Source organism: Brevibacterium sp. H602, from assembly GCF_051172395.1.
Taxonomy (GTDB): Bacteria; Actinomycetota; Actinomycetes; order Actinomycetales; family Brevibacteriaceae; genus Brevibacterium.
In genome coordinates this window covers 37,061-51,201 of sequence record NZ_JBPIZD010000013.1, presented here as the reverse complement: position 1 = coordinate 51,201, position 14,141 = coordinate 37,061, and the positions used below count along the sequence as shown (strand labels likewise).

Sequence of the window (14,141 nt, the reverse complement as noted above, 5' to 3'; positions counted from 1 at the left end):
GGTGGTGGGGTCGTCGTGCACGATTCAGTCTCGCCTGACGCGAGTAGTCGTCGACAGGAATTCGAGGCAGTCGACGGCGGTGCCGGTGTCGCCGATGAGCCCGCCTTTCGTGACGATCGGCAGTCCGTCAGCGCTTCCGCCGACGAGGCGACCGCCCACGGCCAGAGGCACGATCTCCTTGTCGATCTCCATCCCCATCGCACCGAGCTCGCGCATCACCGTGGCGGTGACGTCCCCGCCGGTGGTGTAGAGGCCGGAGACCGGGATGGCGGACATGATCGCCGAGGCGATCACTGCCAGGCGCCGTGTCGTCTCTTCGGATTCAGCATCGGTGAGGTCGCGCAGGTCGCTGGTCTCGAGGACGGTGGCGATGATGATCGCCCGCGCCGAGGCGGTCCGATCGATGAGGCCGAGTGTGGCCTCGACATCGGGCAGTCCCGCATCGTCCAAAGGTGCGCGCAGGACCGTGATCGTGGGGTCTTCGGCCACTGCTGCGAGCTGTGCACGGGTGACCTCAGTGGCCGATCCCGAAATGCCGAGCAGAATGCCGTCGGCGCGAGTCGGCAGCCGAGACCGAGCCAGGGCGAGGCTGCCCGGTCCGGGGTCGATGGTCACCCAGTCCAACCGCTCTCCGTCGGCCAGACCTGCCCGGTCACGGATGTCGGGGGAAGCCGCCTCGGCGAGTTCGTTGCTGATCTCGGCGATGACGGACCCGACGAGGTCGATGTGGTCGGTGGTCAGGGCATCGGCGATGAGCACGTCGGTCCCTTCTCCGATGGCGTCGAGTACGGCGGTGCGGATGGCGTCACGGCCGGCCAGCACCGTGGCGATATCGATGAGGCGGCTGGTGAGTTCCGTGCCGGCGGCGAGGATGTCCTCGATGACGGAGGTGCGCATGGGGGAGCGGACGTCATGGGCGAGCTCGGTGTGTTCGAGCAGTCGGCCGCCCAGCAGCTGTCGCCCCTGTACGGTGGTTCTGCCGGCGGCAGGGAACGCCGGCACGCACAGGCCGAGTACGCGATGCTGGGGACCGTCGGTCGCGGCGAGAGACCGTCTGCGCGCCGAAATGGCGGCGGCCGCTGCCGGTCCGACATTGCCGCGCAGGGTGGTGTCGATTCGGCATGCCACGAGGTCGACGGTCCCGGCGGATTCGATGAGTGCGGTGTAGAGCTCACTTGCCTGCTGTGCGGGCAGGTGCCGGGAGTCGGTGTTGACCACGACCGCGTCGAAGTCATCGAGCAAGCCGCTGAGGTCGACGCCGCCAGCCGGGCTGGTATCGGTGACGGTGATCGGCCGCAGCCCCGCCTCGGCGAACAGAGCTCCGCACGCATTTCCGCCGGTGAGGTCGTCGGCGACGATGAGGATGCGCGGGCTCGCCGGCGTCGAGGCGGCGGCTGCGGTCGTTTCGGAACCGGACATGTGGGAGGCGCTCATACGACCAAGTCGAGCACGAACAGCAGCGGAAGGGAACAGATCCACACGGCGGTGGTGATTCCCGACCAGCCCTTGATGGCGTTGATTCCGTCGAGGCCGGTGAACCGGGTGACGACCCAGAAGTAGGAGTCGTTGAAGTAGGAGAAGACCATCGAACCGGCGGTGCAGGCCATCACGGCCACGAGCGGGTCGAGCCCCAGCGGGGCGATGAGCGGAGCCGTCACCGAGGCAGCGGTGATCATCGCGACCGTGCCCGATCCCTGAGCCAGACGCACGAGCGAGGCGATGAGGAACGGGACGAGGAGGGCCGGCAGGCTGATCGAGGCGATCGCCTCGGCGAGGGCGTCACCGACGCCCGATTCGCGCAGCACCAGACCGAAGCTGCCGCCGGCGCCGGTGATGAGCAGGATGAGTCCTGCCGAGGCGGCGCCGTCGGCCAGCCAGCTCTGAACCTGATTGCGTGGGGTCACGCGGGGCAGAAGCGTGTAGACGGCGAGGACGAGGCCGATGATCAGAGCGACGACGGGGTTGCCGAGGAAGGCCAGAGGCGCGACCCAAGCGGAGGGCTCGTAGGCATCTCCGGCAAGTTCTCCCTGAGCGTTCTTGTCGATCGCCGTGCTCACGGTGTTGGCGACGATGAGCAGCAGCGGGACGATGAGGGGCAGGAAACCGAGGAAGGCGCCGGGCTTCTTACCGGTGCTCGGGGTGGAATCGGTGCCGGCGGAGTCTCCGCCTTCGGCGGTGAGGACGCTGCCGCCAGCGGATCCGGATGCTGTGTCGACGACCGCCTCGGTGTAGACATCATGCTTGACCTGGGCATTGAGGACAGGTTCGAGTTTCGGCCCGATCCAGCGGGCGTAGATGACGACCACGGGCAGAAGGATGACGGTGAAGACGATACCGGCGAGGATGACGGCGCCGATATCGGCACCGAGGATGCCGGTGGCCGCAAGTGGGCCGGGCGTCGGCGGCACCATGTGGTGCGTCAGCGTCATTCCGCAGCCGAGAGCCAGGGCGAGGGTGACATAGCCGCCCTTCTTCACGCGGGCGATCGAGCGGGCCAGCGGGTTCATGATGACGTATCCGGAGTCGCAGAAGACCGGGATGGAGACGAGGGAGCCGACGGTGCCCATCGCCCAGGGCTCCCGGCCCTTGCCGAAAGCGCGCAGGAAGGCTCGAGCCAATGAGTCGGCGGCGCCGGAGACTTCAAGGATCTTGCCGATGCCGACACCGAGACCGATGACGATGCCGATGCTGGCCAGGGTGTCACCGAAGCCCGTGGTGATGGAGTCGATGATGGAGAGCAGGTCCTGACCGGCGACGATGCCGGTGACGACGGCTGCCAGGAGCAGAGCGATGAAGGCGTCGAGCCGGGTCGCGAGCACGATGACGACGATCGTCGCGATTCCGGCGATCAGCGCCAGGATGAGTTGCAGGTCCATATGGTCCTCCGCAGTGAGGCCGGCTCAGGGAGCCAGGGTGTGTGGTTCTCAATGGCTTCGAGCTGACGTGCGATGCCCGCAAGGCAGTCGGCGATCAGCATCGAAGTTGAACAGTATGAGCAAGTATGTGTCATAGATGCGCATACATGCAATGTTGAGTGTGTGGGCGTGTTCCTCCTGGCTCGGTGAATGCACTGAGGAGCACGGTCCGGATAGGCTTCGTCACGAAGGCGCGAAGACTTCGTCGCGCGGCTCTGGCAGCGAACCGCTCGAACTCCGCGCAGTCGGATAGCCGGGAGGAGGCCGTCGCAGTTGGCATGGAGTACTCGTGAATTGGCGGATCTGGCCGGTACGACGGTCAAGACGGTGAGGCATTACCACGGTCGCGGACTGCTGGCCGAGCCGGAACGCGCGGCGAACGGCTACAAGCAGTACCGTGCCGAGCACCTTGTGCGGCTGCTGCAGATCAGGCGGCTGAGCGAACTCGGCTTCTCGCTCAACCAGATCCGTGACTTCGATCCGGCGTTGGACATCGATGGCTCCGGACCGACGGAGCGGGCCGGCGAGCAGGGCGCGGCCGTGGAACCGATGCATTCGACCCTGGTGGCGCTAGACGAGGAGTTGGCCGCAGACATCGCTCGCCGACAGCAGATGCGCGACGATATCGCCGCCATACTCGAGCACGGCATCGCCGTGGACCTTCCGAGCGGATTCGGTGCCGTCAGAGGCGCTCTCACCGAGGCGGATCGGGGGCTGCTGCTCGTCTACTCCCAAGTCCTCGACGAGAAATCGATCGCCTCGCTGAGAGCGATGCTCGCCGAAGTGAATTCGACCGAGGCATCTCGAGAATTTCAGCTCCTCCCCGCGGATGCGGACGAACAAGCGCGCAGGGAGCTGGCTCTGCGCTATGCTCCGCAGGTCAAGGCCATCGGCGAGAAGTACGGATGGGCGGATCTCCTCGACGACGTTCCGCGTCGGAAGCGCAGGCGGATGCAGCAGACGATCGGTGAGGCCATGGTCCGGCTCTGCAATCCCGCTCAGATCGACGTGCTGGTGCAGGTTGAGGAGATCAATGGGACGGCGGGCGAGGTTCGAGCACCGGCCGAGTCCGAAGAAAGTTCTGACTGAACCCTTGACCCTGCCCTTAGGGCACAGTTTCTGCTGGGGGTGTCAAGCAGTTCGGAGCACTACGGAAGGACCGAGTCATGCAACTCCAGATCGACACCTCAGTTCAATCGCCCAACCGGGCCAACCGCCCCGGCTGGTCCGAGATGATCGTCGGACTCATCGCCTATGTGTTCGCATTCGGTGTGGTCTTCCTCATCCTCAAGATGATCCCCGATGATCTCTCCGAGCTGGGCGGCGTCATTCAGCTTGCGCTGTCCGGGATCATGGGACTGGCCGCATTCGCCGCCGCCTTTGCGATCAAGCGCCGCGGACTCGCCGCCTTCGGGCTGCAGAAAGCGTCCTGGAAGTCGCTTCTCCTCGGAGCCGGACTCGGCGTGGTCTGCTGGATCCTCGGCGCGATCGTCTCGCTGATCACCTACTCGATCAACGGGGGAATCGAGAACGTGCAGGGCGACTATCAGGCTGCCGCCGCCGGTGGAGTGCTCGCGGTCATCGGCACGGTGATCATGGGGTCAATACTTACCCCACTCGGCGAAGAGCTCTTCTTCCGCGGTGTGCTCACATCGGGGCTGCTGCGGTTCGGGCCGTGGATCGGCATCGTCGTCAGCGCAGCGATCTTCGCTCTCGCTCACGGAATCAACCCCGTCCTTCCCGTTGCGTTCATCGTCGGAGTCATCAACGGAATTCTGTTCCACAGGACCGGATCGGTCTGGCCGGGAGTCGTCTCCCATGCCTTCAACAATGCCTGCGCGGCATTCGTCCCCGTGGTTCTTGCCGTTTCCCTGGGCTGACGGAGGGCTGGAGTGCTTCTCGTCGTGTGCTCAGCCACGCGGGTCGACGATGATCTTCACGTGCTGCTCGTTGTTGTTGATGAGTTCGTCGAAGCCGCCAGAGATGAGCTCATCAAGGCCGATGCGTGCGGTGATGAATGCCGAAAGATCGATGGTTCCGCTGGAGGCGAGTCTGATCGTCTCGGGATGGTCACCGGAGTAGCCGATCGTCCCCCTGAGGTCGATCTCTTTGAGGACAAGCTTCGGCATGTCGACTTCGGGCTTATGTCCCCAGATGGAGACGTTGACGATGACGCCGCCGGGTCGGACGGCGTCGATAAGCATGTCAAGCACTACGGGGACGGAGGAGCATTCGAATCCCACGTCGGCTCCTCGCCCACCCGTGCGCTCGCGGACGGTACTTGCGACGTCGGATTCACGCGGGTCGAAAACCTCGTCGGCAACTCCTGTCGACAGGGCCATTTCCTTCCGCGCCTCAGAGACTTCGGAAATGTAGACGGTCAGCCCCTTGGCTTTGAGGACGGCTGCAGTGAGGAGGCCGATCGGACCTGCGCCGCCGACAACGGCGATCTGGCCGGCTCCAGCTTCAGATCGCACAACTGCATGGTGCGCGACTGACAGCGGTTCGATCAGTGCAGCTTGATCGAGCGGAATGTCGCCGATGGGGTGCACCCAGCGACGCTGGACGACGATCTTCTCCGCCAGCCCGCCACCGCGGCCGCCGAGGCCGATGAAATTCATATCCTTTGACAGCTGATAGCTCTGGCCGGGGCCGGTGTCGACGTCGTCGGCAATGATGTAGGGCTCGACGACGACGTTCTGGCCGACCTCCAGATCGCTGACTCCGTCACCGAGTTCGGTGATCGTGCCGGAGAACTCATGTCCCATAGTCACCGGCGCGGATTCGCCGGAGATCGGGTGAGGGTGGCCCGACGGTGGGACGAAGATCGGCCCTTCGAGGTATTCGTGGAGGTCGGTTCCGCAGATCCCGCACCATGCCACGTCGATGGCGACCGTGCCCGGCAGCAGTTCGGGCTCTGGAATATCGTCGATCCGGATGTCTTTGCGTGCGTGGAACCGTGCTGCTCTCATGCTGAGTCCTTTCATGAGGCCTATATGAGCCGTTCGGCGTTCTTCGAGGCTAGAGCCCTTGCGCCATGAGAGCCAGGGTTGCATGGGATTGCACGTGAAGGGAATCACCGTTGATTTATACCCCAAGGGGGTATATGTTCGAGTTATGGACAACCAGCAGAATCATCAGCATATGCGGCCCGATGAAGCGGGGCATTCCGGGCATGTTGAGGCCATGGACCATACCGATCACGTTCAGCATGACCACGACGGACATGGCGAGCACTCCGGTCACGGGGGCCACCCGGGGCAGGGCGGCCACGGTGGCCACGAAGGCCACGAAGGCCACGGCGGGCACGAAGGGCATGCGGGTCATGGCGATCACGTCGCGCAGTTCCGCCGCCTGTTCTGGATCATGCTCGTCATCGCTGTGCCCGTCGTCGCATTCAGCCCGATGTTCGGCCACCTCGTCGGCTATGAGATTCCAGAAACCGGCATCCTCGGTGCACTCCGATGGCTCGCGCCGATCCTCGGCACCGTCATGTACGTCTGGGGCGGCAAACCCTTCCTGACCGGCGGCCTCGACGAGATCAAGGGGCGCAGCCCAGGAATGATGCTGCTCATCGCCTTGGCTATCACGGTCGCCTTCATCTCCTCCTGGGGCTCGTCGTTGGGTCTGCTCGATCCGCAGCTCGACTTCTGGTGGGAGCTGGCTCTGCTGGTCGTGATCATGCTCGCCGGTCACTGGATGGAGATGCGCTCTCTGGCACAGACCACCTCGGCGCTGGACAGCCTCGCCGCACTGCTGCCCGATGAAGCGGAGAAGATCGTCGATGGGGAGACGGTGAGCATCGCGCCGGGCGAGCTTGTCGTCGGTGACATCGTCCTCGTCCGTCCCGGCTCCTCGGTTCCCGCCGACGGTCGGATCATCGACGGTTCGGCCCATATGGACGAATCCATGGTCACCGGAGAGTCCGCCACGGTCCGACGAGGCGAAGGCGAACCCGTCGTGGCAGGCACCGTCGCCACGGATTCCGGACTCCGGGTCGAGATCACCGCGATCGGTGATGACACCACGCTGGCGGGAATCCAGAAGCTGGTCTCCGACGCTCAGAACTCTTCGTCGCGTGCTCAGCGCATCGCCGACAAGGCTTCGGCTTGGCTGTTCTGGTTCGCTCTCGGCGCTGCCGTGATCACCGCGGTCGTCTGGTCGCTCATCGGTATGCCGGACTCGGCGGTCGTGCGCACGATCACCGTGCTCGTCATCGCCTGTCCCCACGCCCTGGGCCTGGCCATTCCTCTGGTCGTGTCCATCGCCACCGAGCGCGCGGCCCGTGCCGGTGTCCTCGTCAAGGACCGGCTCGCACTCGAGACGATGCGCACGGTCGATTCCGTGCTCTTCGACAAGACCGGCACCCTGACGAAAGGTGAGCCGACGGTCACCGGCATCGAGGCTGTACCGAGCGCTGGGACCGCGCGGACCGAGGATGAATTGCTCGGTCTGGCCGCCGCGGCCGAAGCCGACAGCGAACACCCATTGGCCACCGCCATCGTCAAGGCAGCCGCTGCGCGAAGGATCGACGTGCCGACAGCGTCCGACTTCTCCTCATCACCCGCGGTCGGTGTCAGAGCCGTCATCGCTGGCGAAACGGTCGAGGTCGGTGGGCCCAGGCTCCTCGAAGCGCACAATGCCCCCGAGGCGAAGGCCGCGGGGGCCTGGAGAGCCGAAGGCGCCATCATCCTCCATGTGCTCGTCGACGGAGCCGTTGTGGGTGCACTGCGGTTGGCCGACGAAATTCGGCCGGAATCGCGCGATGCCGTCGATGCCCTCCACGCCATCGGCGCGCAGGTCGTGATGATCACCGGAGACGCCGAGGCGGTCGCGCAGTCGGTTGCCTCCGAGCTCGGCATCGACCGTGTCTACGCAGGTGTCCATCCCGCTGACAAGGCGGCGAAGGTCTCCGAGCTGCAGGGGGAGGGTCGCCGTGTGGCGATGGTCGGTGATGGCGTCAACGATGCGCCTGCTTTGGCGCAGGCCGATGTCGGCATCGCCATCGGGGCCGGAACCGATGTGGCCATCGGCTCTGCCGGAGTCATCCTCGCCTCCGACGATCCGCGTTCAGTACTCTCCATCGTCGAGCTTTCTCGCGCGACTTACCGGAAGATGAAGCAGAACCTGTGGTGGGCGGCCGGATACAACCTGCTGTCGGTGCCGTTGGCGGCAGGAATCCTCGCTCCCATCGGGTTCGTCCTGCCGATGAGCGTGGGCGCGATCCTGATGTCGATCTCGACGATCGTCGTCGCCCTCAACGCTCAGCTGCTGCGCCGACTCGACCTGCATCCGCAGGCGGCTGTCGAGCGAGTGCATTCCAAGAGCTGATCTCAGCGGAGGCAACTGAGGCGGGTGATGCCGATGAGCATCACCCGCCTCAGCGTGTTCTGACCGGTGGAGCTAATCGCACCGGCGGAGTGTCAGCGCGCCAGCGTCTCGTCGATGGAGCTGGTCCCGGTGGCCAGAGTGACCTGCGTGCCCCACGGGTCGACGACTCGCACCGAACGTCCGTCATCGGCGAAATCGAGGCTGTGCGCACGCAGACGCGCGACCAGGGCATCGAGATCCTCGCGGCCGGGAACGGTGATCGCCACGTCCCCGAGACCGAGGCTGGCCGCCCGCGGACCGGCACCGCGGCTGTTCCAGGTGTTCATGGCCACGTGGTGGTGGTATCCGCCGGCCGCAGCGAAGAGGACACCGGGCATCGACGACAGCGACGGCTCGAAGCCGAGGGCATCGACGTAGAATTCACGGGCCTGCGGAATGTTGCCGACCTGCAGGTGGACGTGGCCGACGATTCCGGGCTCGGTGGCGGTGTTCGCGAGGACGTCCTGGTTGAGGTGGCGTTCGAGGAAGCGGTTCGGATCGAGGTAGAGCGTGTCCATCTGGACCTCACCGTCGAGTGAGTGAGTCCATTCCGAACGGGCTCGGTCAATGTAGAGCTCGATGCCGTTGCCTTCGGGATCGGTGAAGTAGAAGGCCTGGCTGACCAGGTGATCGCTGGAGCCGACGAAGGTGCTGTTGGTGTTCTGCGCGGCGTGGGCGACCGTGGCTGCCAGAGCTTCCTTGGTGTCGAACAGGAACGCGGTATGGAAGAGCCCGGCCTGCTTGGGGTCGACGCCGGGCAGGTTCGGGGCAGCCACGAGTTTGACCAGGGGGGTGGTGCCGCGACCGAGCACGCGGTGGACCTCGCCGTCGCGAGAGGTCTCCTCGAGGGGCTTCATGGCGAGGGCGTTCGAGTAGTAGTTCGACATCTTCTCGAGATCGCCGACGCGCAGGGTCACGGCGTCCATTCCGGTTGCCGCGCTCAGTCGCCTCTCATCGACGGCGGGAGTCTGCAGGTCGGTGGAGGTCGGTGCCTGGGTGGGTGTGGTGGTCATGCTGTTCTCCTGAACGGATCGGCTGTTGTCTCGAGTGTAGATCAATTTAGTTTAAGATTCAACTAACAGAACGAGGAATCTGTTCCCGATCGGCGCCGAGGCGACTCGGATCCCTCTTGAGCACCGCGATCTATGCAATCGAGGCGATGCGGTACCAGCACGCGCCCGCCGATAGGCTGGTGCCATGAGGTTCGAATCGAAGTCCGCCCCTGCTCTCACCATCGCTGGGCTCCTGACCGCAGCACTCATCAGTCTCAGCGGCTGTGGCTCCGATTCCGGCTCAACATCGGATCCCGAAATGACGCCGACGGCGACACTGGATGTCGTAGAGCAGGGTTTCGATTCCCTCGACGAGCTCTCGGATTATGTGGGGCAGTCCTTGGACGGGGTCGAGGTGAGTCTCGAATCTGAGACGAACCCCGACTTCAACCAGGAGACCGAACCCGAACGCCTCCATGTCCACTTCGCCTCGACCGAGGACAAAGTCAAGGACTTGGAAGCCACGGCGTTCATCGTCCAGGCGACGTCACGGGCGGGCTTCGACTATGACATCCTCGTGGTCACCGGGGTCGTGTCGGCAGGGGAGTGGGCGTACCTCTACGACCGGTCGACTGTCGAGCAGCTCACCGCTGATGGTCAGATCGATGTTGCCGACATCTGGGACTCCGCCGAACAGAGCTTCGACACCATTCACCGCTGAGTCTCTGCCGCCTGCTTCTCGACGGCGACACCGTCGGCATCGGCGAAGATCATCGCTCCCGGGCGGATCGGCGCGCCGCCGATCTCCACGGTCACGTCGATCTCACCGGCACCGTCCTTCGCGCTCTTGCGCGGGTTGCTGGCCAGAGCCTTGATCCCGAACTCCATCTCGGCCAGTGCCTCACGGTCGCGGACGGCACCGTTGATGACGACACCGTTCCAGCCGTTTCGGACTCCCGCCTCGGCGATCATGTCACCCATGAGGGCGGTGGCGATCGATCCGTCACCGTCGATGACGAGCACGGCGCCGTCGCCGGGCTGGTTGAGTGTCTGCTTGACCAGTCCGTTGTCCTGGAAGCAGCGGATGGTGCGGGCCGGTCCGGAGAACGACGTTTTGGCACCGAAATCGCCGAAGTTCAGGGCGATCGAATAGAGCTCGTCGCCGCGTTCGTCCCACAGGTCTGCTGTCGAAACTGTCATCTGTGTGCCTTCCGTTGGTGGTGGGAGCTGAGTGGTGCTCAGGCGAACGCCTGGGCGCGGGCGTAGAGTCCGGGGACTCCGCCGGAGTGGATGAAGACGACCTTGTCCTCGGAAGAGAAACGGCCGGATCTGATGAGGTCGATGAGGCCAGCGGCTGCTTTGCCGGTATAGACCGGGTCGAGGACGATGCCCTCGGTGCGGGCGAAGAGACGCACAGCCTCGACCATCCCGCGGGTCGGCAGAGCGTATCCCGTCCCGACATAGTCGCCGAGTCCCACTGTGGCGTCGCGAGGGACTGGGGTCAGATCGAGGAAGTGCGCCGTGGAATCGACGAGGTCGACGATCTTCGGTTCCTGCTCCGCCTGTGTCCGGCTGACGTTGATGCCGATGACCGGGTCGTCGCTTCCTGCGCTGTGGAGGCCGACGATGAGTCCGGCCTGCATTCCGGCCGAACCGCTGGGCGTGACGATCGTGGGCGAATCCAGCCCCGCCTCGGCGAATTGGTCGAGGATCTCAACAGCACAGTCGACGTAGCCGAGCGCACCGATCGGATTCGACCCGCCCACCGGGATGACGTAAGGCTTCCTGCCCTCGCCGCGCAGCTTCTCGGCCAGATTCTCAGCCTCTCCGAGGAGGTCGGCCCCGTGGCCGAGCACCGTGACCGAATCCGCGCCGAGGAGGTCGAAGAGCAGGAAATTTCCCGTGTACTCCGGCGGGTTCGACCCTGCTGGGCCGAGGGTGCTGCCGTCAGGTCCGAGGTCCTCTTCGACGATGAGGTGACAGTCGAGACCTTCGACGCGTGCAGCCGACAAGGTCAGCCGACAGTGATTGGACTGCACTCCGCCGACGGTGATGAGCGTGTCCGCGCCCTGATTCAGGGCATCGGCGATGAGGAACTCGAGCTTGCGCGTCTTGTTGCCGCCCTGGGTCAGCCCCAGCTGGTCATCGCGTTTGATCCAGATCTGCGGTCCGCCGACCTCGGCGGACAGGCGCTGCAGATGTTGGAGGGGCGTCTGACCCTCGGTGTAGCTGCGGCGTGGGACTTCGTTCAGTGCGACCATGATTCCCGAGTCTACCGAGCTGGTCAGCCTTGCTGACAAGACGCCGACCAGAATTCGGGCAACGGGACGGCACCAGGTCGCCCTCAGCCGACGAACTCGACCTCTCGGACAGCGTCGCCGTCCTTGCCCGCGGCGGCCGCGTTTCTCACCGTAAGGTTCATGACGTCATATGTGTCCAGGTTCGTGTAGGACACCCAGGTGTATCCCTTGCCGGAATCGGCTGACGTGCGATGCCAGCGTTTGGCGTGACCGTCGTTGTGCTCGGCGAGGGCCGCGACGACGTTCTTCGTGGCGAGCTGATCCACGACCACGGCATCACCGATGCCGTAGGCGGTGATCAGTCTGTCCGCGTAGTTGACAGCACTCTTCGGGTGTCCCGAACTCTGGGGTGCCTGAGCGGCACTGGATTCGGGTGGGGAATCGGCGGAGGCCGATGCCGGACCGACTGCGAGACCGAGGGACACGAGGCCGGCAAATGCGGCGACGCCCCACTTTGCGGCGCGAGTGCTGATGAAGGCGGGCATGGTGACTTCTCCTCTTCCAGATCAGGAACATTGCTGGAATCGAGTATCGTCAGCCCAGGTGAGAGCCACTTGCTCGAATCTGAACAGAAGCTGAGATGCCGAGTCGCAAATGCGGAAGTTCTATTGCGTTCCTATGACATCTCCGAGACATTCGGCCAGAAGGAGCCTTGTCTGAATCTACGAGCTCGGGAGTGTGACAGATTCACTGAGCTTACGGAACCGAATCGTGATCCCTGTCGGTCTTGTCCATCCAGTCCTTGCCGTCGAGGATGCGGGCGACCATCATCGAACTCGCCTGATCGCCGACAGCATTGACCGTGGTGGCCGGAGGATCGATGACGGTTCCGATGATCTGGATGATCGGCAGCGCCGCGGCCGGGAAACCGTAGAGGGTGATGATCATGAGCTCGCCGATGAAGCCGCCGGAGGGGATTCCGGCCATGACCATTCCGGCCAGCAGCGCCACGGCGATGCCGATGAGGATGTTCTCCAGAGTGAAGAAGTCGCGCTGGAACACGGCAAAGAGGAACGCGATCTTGAGGATCGCCGACAGGCTCGATCCTTCCATGTGGATCGTGGCACCGATCGGCACGATCGTCTCCCGGATATCCCGTGGAACTCCGATCTTCTCTCCGGCGCGCAGGTTCGCCGGGATCGCCGCCACCGAGGAGGACGTGCCCAAGGAGATCGCCGTGGGTTCGAGGATATTGCCCCAGAACCGAGCGACGCCTCGGCGGCCGCCGGCGAGGAAGGAGTAGAACGTGAACGCCAGGATGAAGTAGGCGATCGCCACCGGGTAGTAGACAAGGAAAGCGCGAACATAGTCCCCGACGAGCTGGGAGCCGAGGTCGCCGATGAGAGCGGCGAAGTAGGCACCGAGGCCGATCGGGGCGTAGTACATGACGATCGAGGTGAACTTGAGGAACACCTCGGTGCCGGAGTTGAGGAACTGGGCGAACGGCTTGCCCGCGTCGCCGATCCTGCTGGTGGCGAAGCCGACGATGACGGCGAACACGATGAGTGCGAGCACGTGCTCGGCGGAGAGGATCTTCGAGAAGTCGTCGACGACAACGGTCTGGACGAGCTGGTCGCCGATGGACCCGACGTCCTCGACGTTCTTCGGCTCCTGCATCTCCACCTGGACGCCGTCCGTGGCGTTGAAGATGCGCAGTGCGGCGACCATGACGATGGAGGCGATGATGCCGGTGACGGCGAAGACTCCGAGCATGCTGCCCATGATCTTGCCCAGTCGTGCGGCCGAGGACATTCCCGCGACCGCAGAGGCGATGGAGAAGAACACGAGCGGCACGACGAGAGTGAACATCATGTTGATGAACAGCGTGCCGAACGGTTTGATGACTGTGGCACGTTCCCCGAAGACGAGGCCGATGATCGCTCCGATGACCACTCCGGTGAGGATGAAGAGCGGGAAGCGGTAATTGCGGAGGATCCGCAGGAAACCCGACGACTGCGGCTTCGAATCGGTCGCCTGGGTGGGAGAGGCAGCAGAGGAGGGCATAGGCTCTGCCTTTCATTTCAGCATCGTTGTTCCGCCGACTGGTCGGCGTGGCATCATGGCCCTGGCGATCCTACCTGGGACACAGAGAAACTCGGCACGCGGATAGCCGTGTACCGGGCTGTTGATGTTCGGTCGAGCAGACGAATCAGCTCTCAGGCTGATCGATGATCAGTCGTCGTAGCTCGAGTGGGATTCGTCGACAGCGAGATGAGAACCGTCGGGATTGCGGTAGAGCTTCACTCCCTCGTGTTCAGCCGTGGCTTGCAGCCGTTCTTCGGAGCTGTCTTCTCGGTAGCCGACCTTCTGCCCCTGGCCGATGTTGGCGCTCTTGAACGCCTTCGAGAACTTTTCGATCGTCTCGGCCAACTTCGACGATCGATGCGTTTCTGCGGTCATGATCTTTCGCCCCATTTCCACGCAGATTGTAGAGAGAATTATAGCTCTCGCGGGGGCCGCAACCCAGGGATGAGGAGCGTTTGGCGGACCTCACAAGTGGTCAATAGCCAAACCCTTGCACTGTGAGAAGGTGAATCGCTTTACTTAACGAACGTTTAGCTTTA

Annotated in this window: 13 protein-coding genes; 4 read left to right on the top strand and 9 right to left on the bottom strand. The window is 64.1% G+C overall.

Features of this window, described 5'->3' with window-relative positions:
* Positions 1 to 24 precede the first annotated feature (24 nt).
* Positions 25 to 1,434: a four-carbon acid sugar kinase family protein gene (locus ACSBQT_RS11370; protein ID WP_410710405.1), complete on the bottom strand. Its 1,410-nt coding sequence runs from the start codon at positions 1,432 to 1,434 to the stop codon at positions 25 to 27.
* On the bottom strand, positions 1,431 to 2,876 hold the full coding sequence (locus ACSBQT_RS11365; protein ID WP_410710404.1) for a GntP family permease: 1,446 nt from the start codon (positions 2,874 to 2,876) through the stop codon (positions 1,431 to 1,433). The genes ACSBQT_RS11370 and ACSBQT_RS11365 overlap by 4 nt, the downstream gene beginning before the upstream one ends.
* A 333-nt stretch (positions 2,877 to 3,209) precedes the next feature.
* On the opposite strand from ACSBQT_RS11365, the gene ACSBQT_RS11360 reads away from it, so the two are divergent.
* Both ACSBQT_RS11360 and ACSBQT_RS11355 read left to right on the top strand, forming a co-directional pair.
* Positions 3,210 to 4,004: a MerR family transcriptional regulator gene (locus ACSBQT_RS11360; RefSeq protein ID WP_410710403.1), complete on the top strand. Its 795-nt coding sequence runs from the start codon at positions 3,210 to 3,212 to the stop codon at positions 4,002 to 4,004.
* Between the two features lie 77 nt (positions 4,005 to 4,081).
* On the top strand, positions 4,082 to 4,795 hold the full coding sequence (locus ACSBQT_RS11355) for a CPBP family intramembrane glutamic endopeptidase (RefSeq protein ID WP_410710402.1): 714 nt from the start codon (positions 4,082 to 4,084) through the stop codon (positions 4,793 to 4,795).
* Positions 4,796 to 4,825: 30 nt separating this feature from the next.
* Here ACSBQT_RS11355 and ACSBQT_RS11350 read toward each other — a convergent pair whose 3' ends face one another.
* Complete coding sequence (locus ACSBQT_RS11350; RefSeq protein WP_410710401.1) at positions 4,826 to 5,887, bottom strand: 2,3-butanediol dehydrogenase; 1,062 nt, start codon at positions 5,885 to 5,887, stop codon at positions 4,826 to 4,828.
* A gap of 214 nt (positions 5,888 to 6,101) precedes the next feature.
* Between ACSBQT_RS11350 and ACSBQT_RS11345 the strand changes: the two genes are divergently transcribed.
* Complete coding sequence (locus tag ACSBQT_RS11345) at positions 6,102 to 8,246, top strand: heavy metal translocating P-type ATPase (protein WP_410710400.1); 2,145 nt, start codon at positions 6,102 to 6,104, stop codon at positions 8,244 to 8,246.
* Positions 8,247 to 8,338: 92 nt separating this feature from the next.
* Here the strand turns inward: ACSBQT_RS11345 and ACSBQT_RS11340 are convergent, their stop codons facing one another.
* Positions 8,339 to 9,298: a VOC family protein gene (locus ACSBQT_RS11340; RefSeq protein WP_410710399.1), complete on the bottom strand. Its 960-nt coding sequence runs from the start codon at positions 9,296 to 9,298 to the stop codon at positions 8,339 to 8,341.
* A 184-nt stretch (positions 9,299 to 9,482) separates the two neighbouring features.
* Between ACSBQT_RS11340 and ACSBQT_RS11335 the strand changes: the two genes are divergently transcribed.
* Positions 9,483 to 9,998: a hypothetical protein gene (locus ACSBQT_RS11335; protein WP_410710398.1), complete on the top strand. Its 516-nt coding sequence runs from the start codon at positions 9,483 to 9,485 to the stop codon at positions 9,996 to 9,998.
* Here ACSBQT_RS11335 and rraA read toward each other — a convergent pair.
* The 5 genes from rraA to ACSBQT_RS11310 all read right to left on the bottom strand — a co-directional run bounded on the left by rraA (position 9,989) and on the right by ACSBQT_RS11310 (position 13,977).
* A complete protein-coding gene (gene rraA, locus ACSBQT_RS11330) occupies positions 9,989 to 10,477 on the bottom strand; it encodes a ribonuclease E activity regulator RraA (protein ID WP_410710397.1) in 489 nt (162 codons plus the stop codon). The genes ACSBQT_RS11335 and rraA overlap by 10 nt on opposite strands.
* A gap of 38 nt (positions 10,478 to 10,515) precedes the next feature.
* On the bottom strand, positions 10,516 to 11,538 hold the full coding sequence (locus ACSBQT_RS11325) for a D-cysteine desulfhydrase (protein WP_410710396.1): 1,023 nt from the start codon (positions 11,536 to 11,538) through the stop codon (positions 10,516 to 10,518).
* 83 nt (positions 11,539 to 11,621) lie between these two features.
* The gene (locus tag ACSBQT_RS11320; RefSeq protein ID WP_410710395.1) at positions 11,622 to 12,062 is read right to left on the bottom strand and encodes a hypothetical protein; all 441 of its coding nucleotides are present in this window, start codon (positions 12,060 to 12,062) and stop codon (positions 11,622 to 11,624) included.
* Positions 12,063 to 12,273: 211 nt separating this feature from the next.
* On the bottom strand, positions 12,274 to 13,581 hold the full coding sequence (locus ACSBQT_RS11315; RefSeq protein WP_410710394.1) for a dicarboxylate/amino acid:cation symporter: 1,308 nt from the start codon (positions 13,579 to 13,581) through the stop codon (positions 12,274 to 12,276).
* Positions 13,582 to 13,749: 168 nt separating this feature from the next.
* Positions 13,750 to 13,977 carry a hypothetical protein gene (locus ACSBQT_RS11310; RefSeq protein ID WP_096641259.1) on the bottom strand — a complete coding sequence of 76 codons (228 nt, stop codon included), beginning with the start codon at positions 13,975 to 13,977 and terminating at the stop codon, positions 13,750 to 13,752.
* Between the last annotated feature and the right edge of the window lie 164 nt (positions 13,978 to 14,141).

Excerpts from the sequence above, each read along its gene's own strand:
- ACSBQT_RS11370 (WP_410710405.1), bottom strand. The coding sequence starts at position 1,434 with ATGAGCGCCTCCCACATGTCCGGTTCCGAAACGACCGCAGCCGCCGCC.
- ACSBQT_RS11365 (WP_410710404.1), bottom strand. The coding sequence starts at position 2,876 with ATGGACCTGCAACTCATCCTGGCGCTGATCGCCGGAATCGCGACGATC.
- ACSBQT_RS11355 (WP_410710402.1), top strand. The coding sequence starts at position 4,082 with ATGCAACTCCAGATCGACACCTCAGTTCAATCGCCCAACCGGGCCAAC.
- ACSBQT_RS11350 (WP_410710401.1), bottom strand. The coding sequence starts at position 5,887 with ATGAGAGCAGCACGGTTCCACGCACGCAAAGACATCCGGATCGACGAT.
- ACSBQT_RS11345 (WP_410710400.1), top strand. The coding sequence starts at position 6,102 with ATGGACCATACCGATCACGTTCAGCATGACCACGACGGACATGGCGAG.
- ACSBQT_RS11340 (WP_410710399.1), bottom strand. The coding sequence starts at position 9,298 with ATGACCACCACACCCACCCAGGCACCGACCTCCACCGACCTGCAGACT.
- ACSBQT_RS11335 (WP_410710398.1), top strand. The coding sequence starts at position 9,483 with ATGAGGTTCGAATCGAAGTCCGCCCCTGCTCTCACCATCGCTGGGCTC.
- rraA (WP_410710397.1), bottom strand. The coding sequence starts at position 10,477 with ATGACAGTTTCGACAGCAGACCTGTGGGACGAACGCGGCGACGAGCTC.
- ACSBQT_RS11325 (WP_410710396.1), bottom strand. The coding sequence starts at position 11,538 with ATGGTCGCACTGAACGAAGTCCCACGCCGCAGCTACACCGAGGGTCAG.
- ACSBQT_RS11320 (WP_410710395.1), bottom strand. The coding sequence starts at position 12,062 with ATGCCCGCCTTCATCAGCACTCGCGCCGCAAAGTGGGGCGTCGCCGCA.
- ACSBQT_RS11315 (WP_410710394.1), bottom strand. The coding sequence starts at position 13,581 with ATGCCCTCCTCTGCTGCCTCTCCCACCCAGGCGACCGATTCGAAGCCG.
- ACSBQT_RS11310 (WP_096641259.1), bottom strand. The coding sequence starts at position 13,977 with ATGACCGCAGAAACGCATCGATCGTCGAAGTTGGCCGAGACGATCGAA.